A 20,873-nucleotide genomic window follows, 5' to 3' on the forward strand; every position below is an offset into this window, starting at 1 on the left:
CATGGGGCCGTACGAACGGTGGCCTATTGTAAACGCTGCATTGCGGGGAAAGGCGCAAAAACGGCCGCGTTCTTGCATCCTGTAACACTCCTCACATGCCGCTTGCGTGGGGTTTCTGCGTCGAATCTGCGACTGAAGCCTATCAATGCGATTGAAAGGTTCACTCGGAACGCTTTCGCACGGACCTTTATAATCGGGGACTTGCATCCAACTACGGGTCATCGGAATGCGACGCGCGCGGGAAGTCGAACTTGCTGCGCTGGCGTCATCCCTTCGGCTTCCGGCAGACCATCAATAACGGACCATCGCCATGTCTTCATCCCAAAGCGCGCCCAAGCACGCCAAAGTGCTGATTCTCGGTTCCGGCCCCGCCGGCTACTCCGCCGCCGTCTATGCGGCGCGCGCGAACCTGTCGCCGCTGCTCGTCACCGGCCTCGCGCAAGGCGGCCAGCTGATGACCACGACCGACGTCGAAAACTGGCCGGGCGATCCCTCGGGCGTGCAAGGTCCGGAACTCATGCAGCGCATGGAGGAACACGCGCGCCGCTTCAACACCGAGATCGTGTTCGACCACATCCATACCGCGAAGCTCAACGAGCGGCCGTTCCGTCTGATCGGCGATTCGGGCGAGTACACCTGCGATTCGCTGATCATCTCGACGGGCGCATCGGCGCAATATCTCGGTGAGGCGTCGGAACAGGCGTTCATGGGCAAGGGTGTGTCCGCGTGCGCCACGTGCGACGGCTTCTTCTACCGCAACGGCGAAGTCGCGGTAATCGGCGGCGGCAATACGGCGGTCGAAGAAGCGCTGTATCTGTCGGGCATCGCGAAGAAGGTGACGGTGATTCACCGCCGCGACAAGTTCCGCGCCGAGCCGATTCTCATCGACCGCCTGCTCGCAAAGGAACAGGAAGGCGTGGTCGACATCAAGTGGAATCACGTGCTGGACGAAGTGCTGGGCGATGAATCCGGCGTCACCGGCCTGCGCGTGAAGCATACGGGCACCGGCGAAACCACCGACATCGCGCTGCAAGGCGTGTTCGTCGCGATCGGCCACAAGCCGAACACCGACCTCTTCACCGGCCAGGTCGAGATGAAGAACGGCTACATCATCACGAAGGGCGGCACCGCGGGCAACGCGACCGCGACGAGCATCCCCGGCGTGTTCGCGGCGGGCGACGTGCAGGATCACATCTACCGTCAGGCGATCACGAGCGCCGGCACCGGCTGTATGGCCGCGCTCGATGCGCAGCGTTACCTCGAAGCCATCGACGAAACGCCCACGCCGCACTCGATGAGCCACGAAAAGGATCGTTGAACGGCAAGCGATACAGCGCGCCGGGCCGCTAAAATGGGATTCGGCGCGCTGCATTCGACGCTTCGCGACGCCGACCACACCGGCGTTTCGACGACAAAACGGGCCACGGCCCGTTTTTTGTTTCCCGGGATGGCCGCGCGCGTTTCGGCTTCGCGCATGCGACGGCGGCCGCGCCCGTGGCACAATCGGCGCGCCGCGTCGATGCCGTCCTCAGCCGCTTGCTTTTGACCCGCAGCCGACTCTTCTGGCCGAACGATGCCCAAAAATCATCCGCACCCGAACGAACCGAAAGCCCGCCGCCGGGAAGCGCCGCGCCCCGTCGCGCCCGCGCAGAAGCCGGCCGATCCGCGCGAGGTGTCGGCGGCGGTGAAGCGCGAAGGTCTTGCCGGTCTCGCGTCGCTGAAGACCGCGCTCAAAGCCGACGCAGACCAGCGCCAGGCCCGACGTATCGCGGCAGCGCGGGCCGAGCGCGAGGCAGTCGCCGATGCCGACGATTTTCGCCGCGCGATCGGTGAAGTCGAGCCGCTGAAGACACCGCCGCGCACGACCGTGCCGCGCGTGCCGCCCTCGCCGTTGCCGCTGCAAAGCCTGCGCGACGAAGAAGCGGTGCTGCAGGAAGCGCTCTCCGACGAATACGATCCCGAAAGTCTGCTCGACATCGACGAAACGCTCTCCTATCACCGGCCGGGCGTCAGTCAGGAAGTCGTGAAGAAACTGCGGCGCGGCGCGTGGATCGTGCAGGCGCAACTCGACCTGCACGGCATGCGGCGCGAGGAAGCCCGCGAGGCGCTTGCGGAGTTCATCCGCGAATCGGTGAAACGCGGGCTGCGCTGCCTGCGCGTAATTCATGGCAAAGGGCTCGGCTCGATCGGCAAGCATCCCGTGCTGAAGGGCAAGGTGCGCGCGTGGCTCGTGCAGAAGGCCGAAGTGATTGCCTTCTGTCAGGCGCGTCCGCACGACGGCGGCGCGGGGGCCGTGCTCGTGCTGCTGCAACCGGGCGGCACGCCGCGGCATCACAACCATCCACAAGACAAGACCCGCTGAACGGAACGCACGTGCATCCCAGGCTCACCCTCGCCATTTCCATCATGGAGGCGTTCGCGATTTTCGCGTATGCGCTCTCCGGCCTCATCGAAGCGAGGAAGCGCCGGCTCGACGCGGTCGGCGCCTTTCTCGTCGCGCTCGCCACCGCGTTCGGCGGCGGCACCGTGCGCGACGTGCTGCTGTCCCGCCGCCCCTTCTACTGGGTCGAACATCAGGAATACGTGGTCGCGATCTTCGCGATGGCCATCTTCGCGCCGTATTTCCTGCGCGTCACGACGCGTCTCTTCGACCAGCGCGCGCTCCTTGTCACCGACGCCATCGGGCTCGGCCTCTTCAGCGTGTCGGGCACCTCCATCGCCCTCGATGCGCAGATGCCCGTCTTCACCGCGACGATGATGGGCGTCACGACCGGCGTGTTCGGCGGCATCATGCGCGACGTGCTGTGCAACGAGATCCCGCTGATCCTGCGCGATTCCCGCCCCTACGCGGTATGCGCGTTCGCGGGCTGCTGGATCTACATCGGGCTGGAGCAATTCGCCGTCGAACCGATCTATAACGTGCTGATGTCGACGGCGTTCATCCTCGTCGCGCGGCTCATCACGTTCAAGTTCGATATCCGGCTGCCGCATTAGACCCGCGCGGCGCGGGCGGCCAAAGGCATCGATTTGCTACAATCGCGAAGTCAATCCGCCCCGCTCCGCCGCTTCCCGCCGCGCATCGGGGCGCATGTTCCCGGTCGTCAACACGCACACAGAAAATGAACATCGAGCAAGCGCGTTTCAACATGATCGAGCAACAGATTCGTCCGTGGGATGTGCTGGACCAGGACGTATTGAACCTGCTGTCGATCGTCAAGCGCGAGAACTTCGTTCCCGCCGCCTATCGCAACATCGCTTTCGCGGACCTCGAGATTCCGCTGCCGGGCGGCGAACGCATGCTCGCGCCGAAGATCGAAGCGCGCATCCTGCAGGAACTGGCGGTGAAGAAGACCGAAACGGTCCTCGAAATCGGCGCGGGCTCGGGCTACATGGCGTCGCTGCTCGCGCATCGCGGCCGCAGCGTGACGACCGTCGAAATCTCGCCGGAACTGGCTGAATTCGCGAAGCAGAACCTCGCAGCGAATGGCGTGACGAATGCGCAGGTCGTCGAAGGCGACGGCGCGCGCGGCTGGAACGAAGGCGCACCGTACGACGTCATCTGCGTGTCGGGCGGTCTGCCGATCATGCCGCAGGAATTTCTGGAACAACTCAGCATCGGCGGGCGCATTGCGGCGTTCGTCGGCACGGCGCCGGTCATGAAGGCGCAAATCATCACGCGTGTCGACGAAAAGCAGTTCCGCGTGTCCGATGTGTTCGAAACGCTCGTCGCGCCGTTGAAGAACGCGGTGCATCCTTCGCCGTTCAGGTTCTAAACGTCAACCGGTCCGCGGCGCGGGGACACCGCCGCTGCGGATCATCATCGTCCGCTCACGTTCCCATGCAGAATCTCTCCGTTTCCGAACTCGCCGCGTGGCTCGCCGATTCGTCCCGCCCCGCTCCCGTGCTGCTCGACGTGCGCGAACCGTGGGAGCTTCAGACGGCGAAGATGGACAACATCGTGTCCATTCCGATGCGCGACATTCCCGCGCGCAGCGAAGAACTCGACGACGACGCGCAGATCGTCTGCATCTGCCATCACGGCGCGCGCAGCGCCCAGGTCGGCATGTTCCTCGAATCGCGCGGCTTCACGAACATCTTCAATCTGTACGGCGGCATCGACGCGTGGTCGCGTCAGGTCGATCCGTCCGTTCCCACCTACTGAGCCGCTCCGGTCGCCGTGCCGGTCGCCCAGACGGGCTTGCCGGCCGTCGAATAGACGACGAGGTTGCCGTCGCGCTGCATGTAGGCGTAGCCGGCTGCATCCGTTTTCGTGCTCTGCCACACGCGTGCGCCGCCGGCGTTGTAGAGCGACAGCGCGCCGTCTTCCGCGAAGCGCATCACGACGCCCGGCGCTCCCGCCGCACTCGACGACCAGATCGCCGCGCCGTTGACCACGATGGCGAGAAACCCGTCGCGGCCTAGCGTCAGCGAGAATCGTCCGTCGCACGAAGCGAGCGTCTGCCCGACCAATAGCCCTTCGCCCGGCGCAAGCCGGCCGCAGCCCGACGGGGCGCGCACGGCGGGCAAGGCGGCGAACCAGCCGAGATTCGCCGCATCGGCGATGGCTTGCATGCCCGCATCGTTCGGATGCAGGTTGTCGCCGCTATTGAACGCTGCCGCGAAGGCGCTCGCGCCGATGCCCGCGCCGCCGAGTGCGAGCGCCTGGTCGAGCAGGCCATCGCATCCGCTGGATTTGTCGCGCAAGAAGGCGTTCACCGCTTGCCGCGTGTTTTCGATGCCGGGCGTCCATCGCGAAACGCCCTGAAACGGCGTGAGCGTCGAGCAGATGATCTTCACGTTCGCGGCGTGCGCTTGCGCGATCAGTTCGCGGAATGCGTCAACGAGCCGCTGGGCGGTCGGCGGATCGCCGCCAATTAGGTTGTTCACCGCATCGTCGGACACGATGACCCACTTCACGTTGGCCTGTTGCAGCACGTCGCGACCGAAGCGCGTGAGGCCCGCCTGGCCCGATGCGGCGCCATCCGAGAAGAAGTTGTTGCCGCTGATCCCCTGGTTCAGCACGCCCACGTTAATGCCCGCGCCGATGAGCCGCCCGGCCAATCGATTCGGCCAGCGCCCGTTCATGTTCAGCGCCGACGAGAGGCCGTCCGTGATGGATGCGCCGAACGTGACGACCGCGCCCGTCGCGCCCGCGTTGACCACATCGACATTGGTCAGGAAGTAATACGATCGCTCGCCCGCCGCATTCGCGACGCCGCCCGCGAACGACGCATCCCCGCTTGCGTCGCCGGGCGCGATATAGACATCCTGCAATCCGGCGACGTGTCCGGTCGAATTCGGCGGCGTCTTCGACGGCACGTGAACGCTCACGGCGATGTCGCCAAGCGTTGGCACCGGGAAGGCGACCGTATCGCTCGACACGGAGCTGCCCGCTGGAATCGTCACGTAAGACTGCCCGTTGAACGTCGCGACGCGATCGGTCGCGGCGACGGTCTGCGCGCCGCTCGCCCGCTGCGCGAGATGCACATTGCCGATGGTCACCGGCTGTGTACCGAAGAGATTGGAGAACCGCAAACGCGCCGCCGTTCCGCCGATGCTCGTGTGCACGATCTGGCGAATCGTCTGATTGTCGAAGCCGGGATCGCTGGTCACGGCGGGCGCGGCGGACCATGTGCCTGTCCATTGCGGCGCGCTTGTCTGCGCAAAAGCGGGCGACGATACGGCGCACGACAGCAAGACACCGAGCGCGCGCGCGGCGACGGTTCGAAGCCTGTTCGGTCTGTTCACTTGGTCTCCTTTAGCCGACTGTCCCGGCGGCTGAATGAGAATAGATCACGCTACGGCGGTCGCGGGCCGTGCGGCAACGAACGGACAGACGCGGAGAAATGAAAAAGCCGCAGCGCTTCACGCAGCTGCGGCTTTCAAGGACTTCGGATTCGAATTCGTCTTACACGACGTTCATCGCCAGTGCGCTCGCGCGATAGTGCTCGGCGGCCTTGTCGGCATCGCCGAGTTGCTCGTGCAGACGAGCCAGCGCCCGATGCGTCCGAATCTTCAGCGGTTCGTTGTCGGCCAGCTTCAGCGCCGATTCGAGGAACGCCTGCGCCTTGCCCCACAACTGCTGATGCAAGCAGAGCCTGCCGAGCGTGAAGAGCAGATCCGCGTCCTCGGTGCGTTCCTTCTGCCACGCCTCGGCGCGCTGGATCAGCGGGACCGCGTCGCCGCCGACGATGCAATCCGGATAACGCCGCAACAGGCGCGCATCCCAGTTATGCGCGAGTGCGTCTTCGACGATCTTCTTCGCTTCGGCACGGCGATCCAGCGCGATCAGCAGTTCGGCGGCAAGATCAGCGAGACGCGGCGACTGGCGCTCCGTCACCGACAGCGACTGCCAGAATTCGAGCAGCGCGTCGGGATTGTGCCGCCGATCGCGCAACAAATTCTCCGCCGCAACCTGACGCAGCCGCACCGCGACCGCCGGATGCAGCGCCTCGCGCTTCTCCAGCATCCGCACGAGCTTGAGCACTTCGCCCCAGTTCTTCAACTGCTGCTGGGCGCGCAACGCGATCTGCTGCGCGTGGATGCGCCGGCCGCCCTGCGCCTGCATTTCCGTCAACGCGACGAGCGCGCCGTCCGCGTCGCGGCCGTCGGCGCGCATGTCGGCGGTCGCCATGAGGCGGGCATCCTGCCAGTCTGCGCCGGTGACGTGCGTGAGCCATTCGTCGCGGCGCGCGTATTCATGCAGCCGATGCGCCGCGTGCGCCCCGACGAGACCCGCCGCGCCCTTGTTGGCATCGACGGAAAGCGCATCGCGGGCGGCTTTCTCCGCCTTCGAGAAGCGGCCCGCGTACAGATGGCCGATAGCGTCGCGCAAGGACGCATTCGCCTTTGCAAGACGGCTGCGCGCCCGGTATGCGGCGACGCGCTCCGGCATTTTCCACACGCCGCGCGCCGCGCGAATCAGCGCATACAGCACGATGAACAGCACGACGAGCGCCACCGCGAACAGGTTCAGCGACAGGTCCACGCGATACGGCGGCACCACGAACAGAACCTGTCCGCCGTTGAAACCGCCGACCGTCGCGACGATCACCGCGACCGCGAACAGCAGCGCGAGCCAGATGAGTCCACGAATCGTCATCATCCGCCTCGCTTGAACTGGTGCACGGCGGCGAGGCTCGCGTTCAGGTTCGGCACGGCGACCGCGAGCGACGCCTGTTCGACCTGCTTCACGAGCTCGCGCACGGCCTGCACTTTCTTCGACGACGGATCGAAGTAGCGGCCCAGCGACGCGTCGGCGGCCTCGAGATCGGACTTGAGCGTTGGTTCGCTGCGCGACAGCAAGGACAGACGCGCGGACAACAGCCGCAGCTTCACGTTCTCGCGCACGAAGTAACCCTGATCGGGCGACGTGAGCATGGCGTCGGCGTTGTCGATGCGCCGCACCGACACGAGACTCGCCAGTTGCTGCCCGATGCCGGTCGTGATCTGCCGCCACAGCACTTTCCAGCGCGGCTCGCCGGTGGCCGCCGCGATCGACGCGCTATCGGCGGGCGTCGCGGCCTGTGCGCGCGCACGCTCGATCGGCGCTTCGCCGGCGAGCGGCAACCCGTCGATCTGTTCGATGGCGGTATCGAGCTTGATGGCGAGGCCGGTGAGATCGGTCGTCGGCGCGGCTTTCAGCTTGTCCATGTCCTGCGCGATGGCCTTGCGGATGGACACCACTTGCGGGCCGGTCGTCGCGGCGAGGCGCGTGTCGGCGCTCTCGAGCGCGAACAGCGCGAGCTGCACGTTGCCGGTCAGTTGCAGCTGCTGGCTCGCGCTCGACAGAATCTGCTCGACTTCAGCCAGCGTCCAGTCGTCGCGATTGCTCGCGAGGTCCTGATACTGCTGCTGCAACGCCTGGCTGTGCGCTTCGGCATCGTTGAGCTTGCCTTGCAACTGGATGATCTGCGTGTTGAGCGCGCCGGTTGCGCTCGCGGCCTGTTCGGCCTTCGCGCGCAAATCGGCGTTTTGCGCATCGGCCTGCGCCACGCGCTGCGTCAGTTGTTGTTCCTTGCGGTCGACCTTGCGGTTCAGCGCGTAACCGCCCGCGCCCGCGGCAATCGCCACGATGGCGACGACGAACCACAACAATACGGTGCCCGCGCCGCCCCGCCGCTTCTGCTGCTCGTAGGGCGTGAACGGCGTGTTGGGAGGCAGCGGCGGTGTCACGTTCGGCTGAGGTGAAGCTTTCTTGGAATCGTTCGAATCAGTCATGCGTGATTGAGCCGGTTGATGGGCCGGTGAGTTGTCCGGCGAATGGGCCGGTGTGTTGTCCGTCGATACAGCCGCCGATGACGACATCGATGCTCCGGTGCTACGCGGCTGCGCGGCGGCATCTTGCGGAAACAGGGTTTCCAGCGTCTCCACGATGCGCTCATCGCCGGCGCCGGACACCGTAATCCTATCAAAACCCGTCTGGCGCGCGGCTTCGGCGATGCGCGGATGCGGGCAGAGCACCGGCGCACGCTTCAGCCGGGCGATTTCGTCGGCGGTGAGATGCTCGCGGGCCAGTTCGTCGAGATTGCGCACGCCTTCCGAGCTGGTCAGCAGCCACGCGTGCGGTTCGCCGGCGAGCAGCGTGTGGATGCGCTCCCACTTCTGCATCGACGGCTCCGGCAACAGACGCCGGTACGCCGCCGCTTTCTCGACGCGCGCGCCCGCTTCCGCGAGGCGGCCGGCGAGCCACTCGCGCCCGCCGTCGCCGCGCACGATCAGCACGCGCTTGCCTTCGAGCCCGTTCGCGCCGAAATGCGCTTCGATGGCCGCGTAGAGCGCCTCGGAATCGAAACGCGGATCGGCATGCTCCGCCGATGGACTGATGACCCGATGCCCCGGCGCGCTCACGCCTTGCCGCGCGAGCGCCGCGACGCTGCCCGGCCCGACTACGGCCACCGGCACGTCCGCCGGCCACGGCGCGAAGAGACGGCCGAACGCGTGATCGATGGCGTTCGGGGAAACGAACACGACGAGCGCGTAACGCCCGGGGCCGTAGAGTTCGTCGAGGGCGGCGCGCAGCGGGGCGTCGTCGGCGACGGGGGCAATGTCGATCAGCGGAAATTCGAACGCATCGAACTGCGCGCGATGAAGCCGCTCGATGAGCCCCGACGACTGCCCGCCCGGCCGCGTGATGACGACGGTGGCGCGGCGCTGGCTCGCCATCAGGACGGGTCCGCCGCCGACGGCGGCACTCGGTCGTCCCGCGCCGGAGCCGCATTGGGCGCATCGGCGCGGCTCATCGTTGAGAGCGCGTTGACGATGTCCATCGCGCCTTGCGCCTCCAGGTCCGCGGACACGCGCTGGCCGAGCGCGAGCGCACCCGCGAGATCGGGCGCGCGCACGTGCTCTTCGGCGCGCAGCACGCGCTTGCCATCGGGCAGCGATACCGCGCCGCGCAGATAGAGCGCGTCGTCACGCCAATGCGCGTACGCGGCGAGCGGCACTTCGCAGCTTCCGCCGAGCGCCCGCGACACCGCGCGTTCCGCTTCGACGGCGAGCGCGGTCGCTTCATCGTGCAGCGGCTCGAGCCACGCGGCCAGATCGGCGCGGTCCGCGCGAATCTCGATGCCGAGCGCGCCCTGACCGGCAGCCGGCAGACTCTCCGACGCATCGAGCAACGCGCGGATGCGCCCTTCCATGCCGAGCCGCTTGAGTCCCGCCGCCGCGAGAATGATGGCGGCATAGTCGCCGCGATCGAGCTTGCCGAGGCGCGTGTCGAGATTGCCGCGCAACGGCCGCACTTCCAGGTGCGGGAAACGCGCGCGGATCATCGCTTCGCGGCGCAGGCTCGACGTGCCGACGACGCTGCCCGCCGGCAGTTCCGCCAGCGATGCGTAATGCGGCGACACGAAGGCATCGCGCGGGTCTTCGCGTTCGAGAATCGCGCCGAGCGTGAAGCCCTCGGGCAATCGCATCGGCACGTCCTTCAGCGAATGGACGGCCAGATCGGCGCGGCCTTCGGCGAGCGCGGCTTCGAGTTCCTTGACGAAGAGCCCCTTGCCGCCGACTTTGGACAGCGTGCGATCCAGAATCTGATCGCCGCGCGTCGTCATTCCGAGAATTTTGACGTCGCAAGATGGATATAATTTGTGCAGCGCACACCGCACGTGCTCGGCCTGCCACATGGCGAGCCGGCTTTCCCTCGACGCGATGATGAGCGTGGCGGGCGGTGTCGTTGAATGCGTCTCGGAATTCATTGATGCTCGATCGAATGACGGGATGAAATAACGAATAATGGTAGCACGCACGCCAGGGTCCATTTGGCGCGGGCGGCACGCCGGAGCCTTGTCTGGTGCGCCTTTCCGAGCGCCTGCGAGGTCGGCGCCGTGCGTGGCCGCGGCACGGGGAGACACGTGCGCGCCCACACCGCGCTTCGAGCACGTCCGCTTTCGCTGATCCGCATGACACGCCCAGGACGCCGGCCCCGGCCGCCGCGTCTGCCGATGTTCTCTGGCTTGCATCAAAGAGGAATCCAACGTGACGTCTTCCGCATCGGCCCGCCCGGCCAGCAGCAACGGCGCATTGCCTGACTCATCCTCTGACGCGCCGCTCGCGTTCGAGGCGAAGCCATCGAAGAAATCGGACCGCGTGACGCCGCGCAAGAAGCCGAAGGCCGACGCCGTCATCGAAGAGACATCCGCCGAACGCGCGAAGCCCACGAACCGCGCCCGCGACGACAAGGACCGCCCGCTCTTCGAGGACATCCGCTTTCTCGGCCGGCTGCTCGGTGAAGTGTTGCGCGAGCAGGAAGGCGACGCCGTGTTCGACATGGTCGAGACCATCCGTCAGACCGCCGTGAAATTCCGCCGCGAAGACGATGTCGATGCGTCGCAGGCGCTGGAAAAACGCCTGCGCGCGCTGTCGCCGGAGCAGACGGTGAGCGTCGTGCGCGCGTTCAGCTATTTCTCGCACCTGGCGAATATCGCAGAAGACCGGCATCACAACCGCCGCCGGCGCATTCACGCGCTCGCGGGCACCGCGCCGCGGCCCGGCGCAATCGCCTATGCCATCGAGCGGATGCGCGAACAGAAGAACGTCAGCGCGACGCGCAAGCTGCTGCAGAAGTTCTTCGATGACGCGCTGATCGTTCCCGTCCTCACCGCGCATCCGACCGAAGTGCAGCGCAAGAGCATCCTGGATGCGCAGCACGACATCGCCCGGCTGCTCGCCGAGCGCGATCAGGAACTGACCGCCCGCGAACGTGCGCGGAACGAAGCGGTGCTGCGTGCACGGGTGACATCGCTGTGGCAGACGCGCATGCTGCGCGACGCGCGGCTGACCGTTGCCGATGAGATCGAGAACGCGCTGTCCTACTATCGCGCGACCTTTCTGCAGGAAATTCCCGCGCTTTACGCCGATATCGAAGCCGCGCTCGCCGAGCACGGCCTGCCCGCGCGCCTGCCGCCGTTCTTCCAGATGGGAAGCTGGATCGGCGGCGACCGCGACGGCAATCCGAACGTCACCGCCGAGACGCTCGAAAACGCGATCACCCGGCAGGCGACCGTCATCTTCGAACACTATCTCGAAGAAGTGCACAAGCTGGGCGCGGAGTTGTCGGTGTCGGAGCTGCTGTCCGGATCGAGCGCGGCGCTGCAGGCACTCGCCGATGCGTCGCCAGACCGCTCGCCGCATCGCACGGACGAGCCGTACCGCCGGGCGCTGATCGGCATCTACACGCGGCTCGCCGCGAGCGCGCGCGTGCGGCTCGGCGAGGGCGCGGTGTCCGTGCGCAGCGCCGGACGCGGCGCGACGCCGGTCCGCGCGACGCCCTACGCCGACGCCGCCGAGTTCACGCGCGATCTGCACGTGCTGATCGATTCGCTCGCGGAGCATCACGGCGCGTCCCTGTCCTCGCTGCGCTTGTCGCCGCTCGCGCGGGCATCGGAAGTGTTCGGCTTCCATCTCGCGAGCATCGATCTGCGGCAGAGTTCTGACATCCACGAAGCCGTCGTCGCGGAATTGCTGTCGCGCGGCGGCGTCGAGCAGGACTACGCGGCGCTTTCGGAGGAAGACAAGCGCCGCGTGCTGTTGAAGGAACTGGCGCAGCCGCGTCCGCTGCGTCTGCCTTATGCGCGCTATTCCGACCTCGCGACGAGCGAACTCGGCGTGCTCGAAGCGGCGCGCGTGACCCGCGAGAAATTCGGCACGCGCGCCGTGCGCAACTACATCATTTCCCATACGGAAACCGTCAGCGACCTGCTGGAAGTGATGCTGCTGCAGAAGGAAACCGGCGTCCTGCAAGGCTGCCTCGGCAGCGACGACGATCCCGCGCGCGATGGCCTCATGGTGATTCCGCTCTTCGAGACGATCGCGGACTTGCGCAATGCGCCCGTCATCATGGGCGATCTCTTCTCGCTGCCGGGCGTCGATGCGCTCATCGAGAATCAGGGCGGCGAGCAGGAAGTCATGCTGGGCTATTCGGACAGCAACAAGGACGGCGGCTTTCTCACGTCGAACTGGGAGCTGTATCGCGCGGAACTGGCGCTCGTCGCGTTGTTCAAGCAGCGGCGCACGACGCTCAGGCTGTTCCACGGGCGCGGCGGCACCGTCGGACGCGGCGGCGGCCCGACCTATCAGGCGATCCTGTCGCAGCCGCCCGGCACCGTCGACGGCCAGATTCGCCTGACCGAGCAAGGCGAAGTCATCGCGAGCAAGTTCGGCAATCCGGAAATCGGGCGGCGCAATCTGGAAACGGTCGTCGCCGCGACGCTGGAAGCTACGCTCCTGCCGCACGAAAACGCGCCCGCCGATTTGCCGAAGTTCGAAGCGACGATGCAGACGCTGTCCGATGCGGCGATGTCCGCGTATCGCGCGCTCGTCTACGAGACGCCCGGCTTCACCGATTACTTCTTCTCGTCCACGCCGATTGCGGAGATCGCGGAGCTGAACATCGGCAGCCGGCCGGCGTCGCGCAAGCTGCAGGACCCGAAGCATCGCAAGATCGAGGATTTGCGCGCGATTCCGTGGGGCTTCTCATGGGGACAGTGCCGCTTGCTGCTGACGGGCTGGTACGGCTTCGGCAGCGCGGTCACGGCCTATCTGGATCAGGCCGCATCCGACGCCGACCGCACCAAGCGCCTTGCCACGCTGCGCAAGATGCACAAGACGTGGCCGTTTTTTCAGAACCTGCTGTCGAACATGGACATGGTGCTCGCGAAAACCGATCTCGCGGTGGCCTCGCGCTATGCGCAGCTCGTCAGCGACAAGAAGCTGCGCAAGCTCGTGTTCGAGCGGATCGTCGCCGAACACGAGCGCACCTGCCGCGTGCTCGGCGAAATCACCGGCAAGAGCGAGCGGCTTGCCGACAACCCGCTGCTCGCGCGATCGATCAAGAACCGCTTCCCCTATCTCGATCCGCTGAATCACCTGCAAGTGGAACTGCTCAAGCGTCATCGCTCGGGAGACCAGAACGTGCGGCTGCGGCGCGGCATTCATTTGACGATCAACGGGATCGCGGCAGGCCTGCGCAATACTGGCTGACGATCCCGGGGCGAACGCGTCAGTTGCGGCGCTTCGCCTCGATCATCAGCGCGTCCAGTTCGAACGAGCAGTCGTCCTGCACGCTGAAGTACTGGCGCACTTCGTCGGGCGCGCTCGTCCACATCGAGCGGATCGCGGTCACGCGCTCCGGCGGCGTGCGCATCCGCGCTACCCACGCTTCGAATTCCAGCGGAATGCGCCAGCGCTCGGTCACCTGCGCGTCGAAGCCGGCTGCGTCGAGCATCGCGATCCACTCGTTTGCGCGATAGTCGCGAATGTGCGACGCGTCGCGCAGCAATTCGATCGCCTGGATATGCGTGTCGTAAAGCGGATCGTCGATGCCCGCAATATCGATGAACTTCAGCCGCCCGCCCGGCTTCAGCACGCGATGCGCTTCCCGGAGCGCGCGCGGCACGTCGCGCCAGTGATGCGCGCTCATGCGGCTCACGGCCCAGTTGAACGATGCGTCGTCGAACGGCAGCGTCTCGGCGGCGCCCTGCTGCGTGCGGATGGTCGTGAGGCCGCGTTCCTTCGCGGCGGCATCGACCGTGGCGAGCATCTGCGGCGCGATGTCGTACGCCACCACTTCCCGCACATGCGGGGCGATCGCAAAGCTCGCGTGGCCCGCGCCGCAGCCCATGTCGAGCACCGTCGCGTTGCCGCAGGTAGCCGCGAAGGTCGCGGCGAGGTTCTGCAAGTCCGCGCCGGTCGCGTGAACCTGGCTCGTGAGATACGCGGCGGCGGTCGAGCCAAAGGCGTCGGCGACCTGTTCGTGGTGTTTCATCGTGGGCTCCGTTTTGTCGTCGGCTGAAGTGCCTGCCGCTACAATAGAGCCCGCCTTGTACCAGTACAAGTTGAGTAGATATTCTGGTATCGGAACCACCCGTCGAAGTCTGAATGAACGCTGAGAAAAACTCTTCCGAGCCGTTGCCCGAGACGCCTGCCCGCGCACTCGGCGATTTCATCCGCACGCATCGCGAACGCCTGTCGCCGCTCGCCGTCGGTTTGCCGCCGGGACCGCGCCGCCGCACGCCCGGGCTGCGGCGCGAGGAAGTCGCGCAGCTCTGCGGCGTGAGCCCGACGTGGTACACGTGGATCGAGCAGGGCCGCCCGGTGTCCGCTTCCGCCGATGCCCTCGCGCGCATCGCGGTCGCGCTGCAACTGTCGCGCGCCGAGCGGGCTTACCTGTTCGAACTCGCCGCCCAGCGCGATCCCGCCGAGCCCGATCCCGCCGCGCAGGACGTGCCGGCCGCGCTGCTGCAGACGGTCGGGCTGATCGGCGCGCCCGCCTACGTGCTCGACCGCCAGTGGAATGCGCTGCGCTGGAACGCGCCCGCCGCCGAGCTGTTCGTCGGCTGGCTCGACGGCGAGCACGACCGCAATCTGCTGGCGTACACGTTCACGTCGATGGCCGCACGGGAATTGATCGTCGATTGGGACACGCGCGCGCGTCGGCTCGCCGCCGAATTTCGCGCCGATTCCATCCGTCACCTGAACGATCCGCCCACGCGCGCGCTGATCGATTCGCTGACAGCCGCCAGCGATGCCTTCGCGCGTTACTGGGCCTCACAAGACGTCTTCGAGCGCGAAGGCGGCGAGCGCGCGTTTCAGCATCCGGTGCGCGGGCGCATCGTTTTCAATCAGATCACGTTCAAGCCCGCGCATCGCGAGGATCTGAAGCTGGTGATTCTGGTCGGGTCGGAATAGTCCCGAATGTTAAAATCTTCGTCTTCCGGCTTGACGCAAAGCCGCTCCAACCGCTGAAAACATCACCATGACGTCCCAACTCCACAAAAAAGGCGAAGCCTGGTCGGCTCGCTTCTCCGAGCCGATGTCGGAGCTCGTCAAGCGCTATACGTCGTCGGTGTTTTTCGACAAGCGGCTTGCGCTCGTCGACATTCAAGGCTCGCTCGCGCACGCATCCATGCTCGCCGCGCAGAAGATCATCAGCGCCGATGACCTCGCGGCCATCGAGCGCGGCATGGCGCAGATCAAGGGCGAAATCGAGCGCGGCGAGTTCGAGTGGAAGCTGGACCTGGAAGACGTGCACCTGAACATCGAGGCGCGCCTGACGGCGTTGATCGGCGATGCCGGCAAGCGCCTGCACACCGGACGCTCGCGCAACGATCAGGTCGCGACGGACATCCGCCTGTGGCTGCGCGGCGAGATCGACCGCATCGGCGGCCTGCTGACCGACCTGCGCGGCGCGCTCATCGACATGGCCGAGAAAAATGCCGACACGATCATGCCCGGCTTCACGCATTTGCAGGTCGCGCAGCCGGTGACGTTCGGGCATCACCTGCTCGCCTACGTCGAGATGTTCGCCCGCGATGCCGAACGCATGCGCGATTGCCGCAAGCGCGTGAATCGCCTGCCGCTCGGCGCGGCGGCGCTCGCGGGGACGAGCTATCCGATCGACCGTCACGCGGTGGCCGCGTCGCTCGGCTTCGACGGCATTTGCGCCAATTCGCTGGACGCCGTGTCGGACCGCGACTTCGCGATCGAATTCACGGCGGCGGCCGCGCTCGTGATGACGCACGTGTCGCGCTTCTCGGAAGAACTGGTGCTGTGGATGAGCCCGCGCGTCGGCTTCATCGATCTGGCGGATCGCTTCTGCACCGGCTCGTCGATCATGCCGCAGAAGAAGAATCCCGACGTGCCCGAACTGGCACGCGGAAAGACGGGTCGCGTGAACGGGCATCTGATGGCGCTGCTGACGCTGATGAAGGGCCAGCCGCTGGCGTACAACAAGGACAATCAGGAAGATAAGGAACCGCTCTTCGATACGGTCGATACCGTCGCCGATACGCTGCGCATCTTTTCGGAGATGGCGGCGGGTATCACGGTCAAGCCGCAAGCGATGCGCGCTGCGGCGCTGCAAGGCTTCTCGACGGCCACCGATCTCGCGGACTATCTCGTGAAGCGCGGCCTGCCCTTCCGCGACGCGCACGAAGCCGTCGCGCACGCGGTGCGCATCTGTGACGATCGCGGCTGCGATCTCGCGGACCTGTCGCTCGACGCGATGCGCATCGAGTTGCCGAACGTCGCGCATCTGATCGGCGAAGACGTGTTCGACTATCTGACGCTCGAAGGCTCGGTCGCGAGCCGCAATCATCCGGGCGGGACCGCACCGGATCAAGTGCGCGCGGCGGCGAAGGCTGCGCGGGCGGCGCTCTGAACGCGCGCTTGCATCGCACGCATTGCATGAAGGGCCGTCGGATTCGACGGCCTTTTTTGTCGCCACGCGATTGCCGGCATTTCGGGATAATCGCGTGATCGTCCCTGGCGTTCCATCATGATCATTCGCCCCAAGCTGCACTGGTTCCGCATGCTGTTCGTCTGGCGCGGCTCCGTGCTGCCGCAATTGCTGCCGCGCCTCGGGCTGATCTTCGCGCTGTCGGTCGCGGCGATCTTCATGCACGACCACATGCGCCACTATCCGATCGGGCTCGGCACGCCGCCGTTCGCGCTCGTCGGGATCGCGCTCGCGGTGTTTCTCGGCTTTCGCAACAGCGCGAGCTATGACCGCTGGTGGGAAGGCCGCAAGCTATGGGGATCGCTGCTGATCACGGCGCGTTCGCTCGCGCGGCAGGCGCTGGCGTTGCAGCATCCGCGCGATACGGAAGCGACACGGCGCTTTCTCGCCGCGATCGGCGGCTTCGCTCATGCGCTGCGGCACCAGTTGCGCGGCACCGATGCATCCGCCGATCTCGCGCCGCGCCTGCCGCCCGAATTGCTCGCGCGGGTGGACGCCGCGCAATACAAGCCCGCGACGATCCTGCTGTGGCTTGGCGAATGGATCGCGGAGCGCAAGCGCGAAGCGTCGCTCGACGGCTACGCGGTGCTCGCGATGGATCACAACCTGAATGCGCTCTCGGTGGTCGTCGGCGGATGCGAGCGGCTTGCATCGACGCCGCTGCCGTTTTCCTACTCGGTGATGATCCATCGCACGATCTACGTGTTCTGCTTTCTGCTGCCGTTCGGCCTCGTCGATGGCGCGGGCGTGCTGACGCCGCTCTTCGCGCTGCTGGTGGCCTACGCGTTCATGGCGCTGGAAGCGATCGCCGCGCAGATCGAGGACCCGTTCGGGCTGGAGGAGAACGATCTCGCGCTGAGCGCGATATGCGCGACGCTCGAAGCCGCCTTGCACGATATGGCGGCCGATCCGGGGTTTGCTTCCGCGCCGCCCGCCGCGCGGGAGCCGTCGCGGATGTTTATCGTTGATTAGCGGCGAAGGCGGGGCGGGTTGACGAGGCGTCTGGTGAGGTCGTCCCTGCTTCCGCGACGCTCACGCGCACCGATTCATCACCGCTTCCCACAGCCCATCGTTTCGCCCGACGACATGAACCATTCCTCGCCCGTCACTGCCCGCTGCCATTCGAATCGTTCATAATGCTCCGCGATTCACTTGGAGATTCGAATGAAACTGTTTTACAAAGCCGGCGCATGCTCGCTTGCATCGCACATTGTTCTTGAAGAGTCCGGTCTGCCGTACGAGATCGAAGCAGTCGATCTGAAAACGAAGCTGACCGCAAGCGGCGCGGATTTCACGGCGATCAACGCAAAAGGCTACGTGCCCGCGCTGCAACTCGATAACGGCGAATTGCTCACCGAAGGCCCGGCGATCATGCAGTACATCGCCGATCAGGTGCCCGCGAAGCATCTGGCGCCGCTCGCCGACGCCATGGCGCGCTATCGCCTGCAAGGATGGCTCACGTTCATCGGCACCGAACTGCACAAGAACTTCTCGCCGTTCTTCAATCCGGCCGCGTCGAGCGACTGGAAAGCGGCAGCGATGGCCAATCTCGAGCGCCGTCTGGCTTACGTCGCGAAGCACATCGACGACAAGCAGTTCCTGCTCGGCAGTGAATTCGGCATCGCCGATGCGTATCTCTTCACCGTGCTTAGCTGGGCGCCGCACATCGATCTCGACGTAAACAAGTGGCCAGCGCTGGCCGCCTATCAGTCGCGCGTGGGCGCACGTGCTGCGGTTCAAGCGGCAATGAAGGCCGAAGGCCTGATCTGACGCATCGCAGCCCTTCAGCGATAAAAAAAACGGCCCTCGCGGGCCGTTTTCATTTGCAGCATATGAAGCGAAGGTGTCAATCACGCACACAATCGACGAAATACTCGATGCGCCCGTTGATCATCTCGCCGACGAGCCCGTGAATATCCGTATGGAAGCCCGGGAAGCGCTCGTTGAACTCACGCGCGAAACGCAGGTAATCGACGATCGTGCGATTGAAGCGCTCGCCCGGAATCAGAAGCGGAATGCCCGGCGGATACGGCGTGAGCAGAATGCTCGTCACGCGGCCTTCGAGTTCGTCGATCGGCACGCGGTCGATCTCGCGGTGCACGAGCTTCGCGTACGCTTCGGACGGCTTCATCGCCGGCTCCATGCTCGACAGATACATCTCGGTCGTCAAACGCGCGATGTCGTTCGCGCGATAGACGCTGTGAATCTGCTGGCACAGATCGCGCAAGCCGATGCGCTCATACGACGGATGCTGCGCGACGAATTCCGGCAACACGCGCCACAGCGGCTGATTGTTGTCGTAGTCGTCCTTGAACTGCTGAAGCTCGGTGACCATCGAGTTCCAGCGGCCCTTCGTGATGCCGATCGTAAACATGATGAAGAACGAATAAAGCCCCGTCTTCTCCACGATGATGCCGTGCTCCGCCAGGTAGCGCGTCACGATGCCGGCCGGAATGCCGGTGTCGCCGAACTCGCCGTCGACATCGAGCCCCGGCGTGATGATCGTCGCCTTGATCGGGTCGAGCATGTTGAAGCCTTCCGCGAGCGGGCCGAAACCGTGCCAGCGGTCGTTCGGCTTCAGCATCCAGTCCTCGCGATCGCCGATGCCTTCCTCGGCCAGCGCGTCCGGGCCCCAGACCTTGAAGAACCAGTCGTCGCCGTATTCGGCGTCGACCTTGCGCATCGCGCGGCGGAAATCGAGCGCCTCCGCAATCGATTCCTCCACGAGCGCCGGGCCGCCGGGCGCTTCCATCATCGCGGCGGCGACATCGCACGACGCGATGATCGCGTATTGCGGCGACGTCGACGTATGCATCAGATACGCCTCGTTGAAGCGATGACGGTCGAACGTGCTGTTCTCGCTGTCCTGCACGAGAATCTGCGACGCCTGCGAGATGCCGGCGAGCAGCTTGTGCGTGGAGTGCGTCGCGAACACCAGCGCGCCGGTGCGCGGCCGGCCCGCGCCGATCGCGTGCATGTCCTGATAGAACGAATGGAACTCCGCGTGCGGCAGCCACGCTTCGTCGAAATGCAGCGTGTCGAGCATGTCGCCGAGCAGGTCCTTGATCATCTCGACGTTGTAGATCACGCCGTCATACGTGCTCTGCGTGATGGTCAGGATGCGCGGCTTCACCTTCGGATTCTTCGCCAGCACTTCGCGGGCGAACGGATTCTCTTCGATCTTCTTGCGAATGACCTCGGGCTTGAACTCGTTGCGCGAAATCGGACCGATGATGCCGAAGTGATTGCGCGTCGGCGTGAGGAACACGGGGATCGCGCCCGTCATCGTGATCGCGTGGAGGATCGACTTGTGGCAGTTGCGGTCCACGACGACGATATCGCCCGGTGCGACCGTCGCGTGCCACACGATCTTGTTCGACGTCGACGTGCCGTTCGTCACGAAGAACAGATGATCCGCGCTGAAGATGCGCGCCGCGTTGCGCTCGGACGCCGCGACCGGCCCGGTGTGATCGAGCAACTGGCCGAGTTCCTCGACCGCGTTGCACACGTCCGCGCGCAGCATGTTCTCGCCGAAGAACTGATGGAACATCTGCCCGAGCGGATTCTTCAGGAACGCGACGCCGCCCGAGTGCCCCGGACAGTGCCATGAGTACGAACCCTCTTCCGCGTACTGCACCAGTTCCTTGAAGAACGGCGGCGCGAGCGAATCGAGATACACCTTCGCCTCGCGGATGACGTGACGCGCCACGAACTCCGGCGTGTCCTCGAACATGTGGATGAAGCCGTGCAGTTCGCGCAGGATGTCGTTCGGCAGATGCCGCGACGTGCGCGTTTCGCCGTACAGGAAAATGGGAATGTCGGCGTTGCGGCGGCGCACGGCGTCGATGAACGCGCGCAGCGCGACGATCGCCGAGGCCAGCTCGGGCGTATCGCCTTCGACGACGACGTTGTCGGCGTAAGGCAGCAGCTCGTCGTCATCGATCGAAAGGATGAAGCACGACGCGCGGCTCGATTGCTGCGCGAACGCGGCGAGATCGCCGTAGCTCGTCAGGCCGAGCACTTCGGCGCCTTCGCGCTCGATCGCCTCGGCCAGCGCGCGAATGCCGGAACCCGAAATGTTCTCGGAGCGAAAGTCTTCGTCGATGATGACGACGGGAAAGCGGAACTTCATGAG

At 65.6% G+C, this 20,873-nt stretch carries 16 protein-coding genes; 10 read left to right on the forward strand and 6 right to left on the reverse strand.

The features are described 5' to 3' along the window. Positions 1-310: 310 nt before the first annotated feature. From trxB to AB6804_RS03525, 5 genes are all read left to right on the forward strand, one after another. Positions 311-1,318 (forward strand): thioredoxin-disulfide reductase, encoded by a 1,008-nt coding sequence (gene trxB, locus AB6804_RS03505; RefSeq protein ID WP_370885236.1) that lies wholly within the window; start codon positions 311-313, stop codon positions 1,316-1,318. A gap of 255 nt (positions 1,319-1,573) precedes the next feature. Continuing rightward, positions 1,574-2,362, forward strand: a complete 789-nt coding sequence (locus AB6804_RS03510; protein ID WP_370885237.1) for a Smr/MutS family protein — start codon at positions 1,574-1,576, stop codon at positions 2,360-2,362. A gap of 11 nt (positions 2,363-2,373) precedes the next feature. Further along, positions 2,374-2,994: a trimeric intracellular cation channel family protein gene (locus tag AB6804_RS03515; protein ID WP_035960573.1), complete on the forward strand. Its 621-nt coding sequence runs from the start codon at positions 2,374-2,376 to the stop codon at positions 2,992-2,994. Between the two features lie 125 nt (positions 2,995-3,119). Continuing rightward, positions 3,120-3,773 (forward strand): protein-L-isoaspartate O-methyltransferase, encoded by a 654-nt coding sequence (locus AB6804_RS03520; protein ID WP_035960571.1) that lies wholly within the window; start codon positions 3,120-3,122, stop codon positions 3,771-3,773. Positions 3,774-3,838: 65 nt separating this feature from the next. Next, positions 3,839-4,162: a rhodanese-like domain-containing protein gene (locus tag AB6804_RS03525; RefSeq protein ID WP_370885238.1), complete on the forward strand. Its 324-nt coding sequence runs from the start codon at positions 3,839-3,841 to the stop codon at positions 4,160-4,162. On the opposite strand, the gene AB6804_RS03530 is transcribed toward AB6804_RS03525, so the two are convergent. From AB6804_RS03530 to hemC, 4 genes are all read right to left on the reverse strand, one after another. After that, a complete protein-coding gene (locus AB6804_RS03530; protein WP_370885239.1) occupies positions 4,156-5,748 on the reverse strand; it encodes a GDSL-type esterase/lipase family protein in 1,593 nt (530 codons plus the stop codon). The two genes, AB6804_RS03525 and AB6804_RS03530, sit on opposite strands and share 7 nt — an antisense overlap. 160 nt (positions 5,749-5,908) lie before the next feature. Further along, positions 5,909-7,102 (reverse strand): heme biosynthesis protein HemY, encoded by a 1,194-nt coding sequence (locus AB6804_RS03535; RefSeq protein ID WP_244794816.1) that lies wholly within the window; start codon positions 7,100-7,102, stop codon positions 5,909-5,911. Beyond that, positions 7,102-9,165 carry a fused uroporphyrinogen-III synthase HemD/membrane protein HemX gene (gene hemDX, locus AB6804_RS03540; protein ID WP_370885240.1) on the reverse strand — a complete coding sequence of 688 codons (2,064 nt, stop codon included), beginning with the start codon at positions 9,163-9,165 and terminating at the stop codon, positions 7,102-7,104. Before hemDX ends, AB6804_RS03535 begins: the two co-directional genes overlap by 1 nt. Further along, positions 9,165-10,199 carry a hydroxymethylbilane synthase gene (gene hemC, locus AB6804_RS03545; RefSeq protein ID WP_370885241.1) on the reverse strand — a complete coding sequence of 345 codons (1,035 nt, stop codon included), beginning with the start codon at positions 10,197-10,199 and terminating at the stop codon, positions 9,165-9,167. The genes hemDX and hemC overlap by 1 nt, the downstream gene beginning before the upstream one ends. Before the next feature lie 280 nt (positions 10,200-10,479). Between hemC and ppc the strand changes: the two genes are divergently transcribed. After that, the gene (ppc, locus tag AB6804_RS03550) at positions 10,480-13,482 is read left to right on the forward strand and encodes a phosphoenolpyruvate carboxylase (RefSeq protein ID WP_370885242.1); all 3,003 of its coding nucleotides are present in this window, start codon (positions 10,480-10,482) and stop codon (positions 13,480-13,482) included. A 19-nt stretch (positions 13,483-13,501) separates the two neighbouring features. On the opposite strand, the gene AB6804_RS03555 is transcribed toward ppc, so the two are convergent. After that, the gene (locus AB6804_RS03555) at positions 13,502-14,266 is read right to left on the reverse strand and encodes a methyltransferase domain-containing protein (RefSeq protein WP_370885243.1); all 765 of its coding nucleotides are present in this window, start codon (positions 14,264-14,266) and stop codon (positions 13,502-13,504) included. A gap of 113 nt (positions 14,267-14,379) precedes the next feature. Between AB6804_RS03555 and AB6804_RS03560 the strand changes: the two genes are divergently transcribed. The 4 genes from AB6804_RS03560 (at position 14,380) to gstA (ending at position 18,508) form a co-directional block, all read left to right on the forward strand. Continuing rightward, the gene (locus AB6804_RS03560; RefSeq protein WP_370885244.1) at positions 14,380-15,189 is read left to right on the forward strand and encodes a helix-turn-helix transcriptional regulator; all 810 of its coding nucleotides are present in this window, start codon (positions 14,380-14,382) and stop codon (positions 15,187-15,189) included. Positions 15,190-15,256: 67 nt separating this feature from the next. After that, a complete protein-coding gene (argH, locus tag AB6804_RS03565; RefSeq protein WP_370885245.1) occupies positions 15,257-16,660 on the forward strand; it encodes an argininosuccinate lyase in 1,404 nt (467 codons plus the stop codon). Between the two features lie 117 nt (positions 16,661-16,777). Further along, positions 16,778-17,710, forward strand: coding sequence for a bestrophin family protein (locus AB6804_RS03570; protein ID WP_370885246.1), 933 nt, complete (start codon positions 16,778-16,780; stop codon positions 17,708-17,710). 192 nt (positions 17,711-17,902) lie between these two features. Beyond that, the gene (gene gstA, locus AB6804_RS03575; RefSeq protein WP_370885247.1) at positions 17,903-18,508 is read left to right on the forward strand and encodes a glutathione transferase GstA; all 606 of its coding nucleotides are present in this window, start codon (positions 17,903-17,905) and stop codon (positions 18,506-18,508) included. Between the two features lie 76 nt (positions 18,509-18,584). Here gstA and AB6804_RS03580 read toward each other — a convergent pair whose 3' ends face one another. Continuing rightward, positions 18,585-20,870: an arginine/lysine/ornithine decarboxylase gene (locus AB6804_RS03580; protein ID WP_035960554.1), complete on the reverse strand. Its 2,286-nt coding sequence runs from the start codon at positions 20,868-20,870 to the stop codon at positions 18,585-18,587. Between the last annotated feature and the right edge of the window lie 3 nt (positions 20,871-20,873).

The organism is Caballeronia sp. RCC_10, assembly GCF_041360715.1.
Taxonomy (GTDB): Bacteria; Pseudomonadota; Gammaproteobacteria; order Burkholderiales; family Burkholderiaceae; genus Caballeronia; species Caballeronia grimmiae.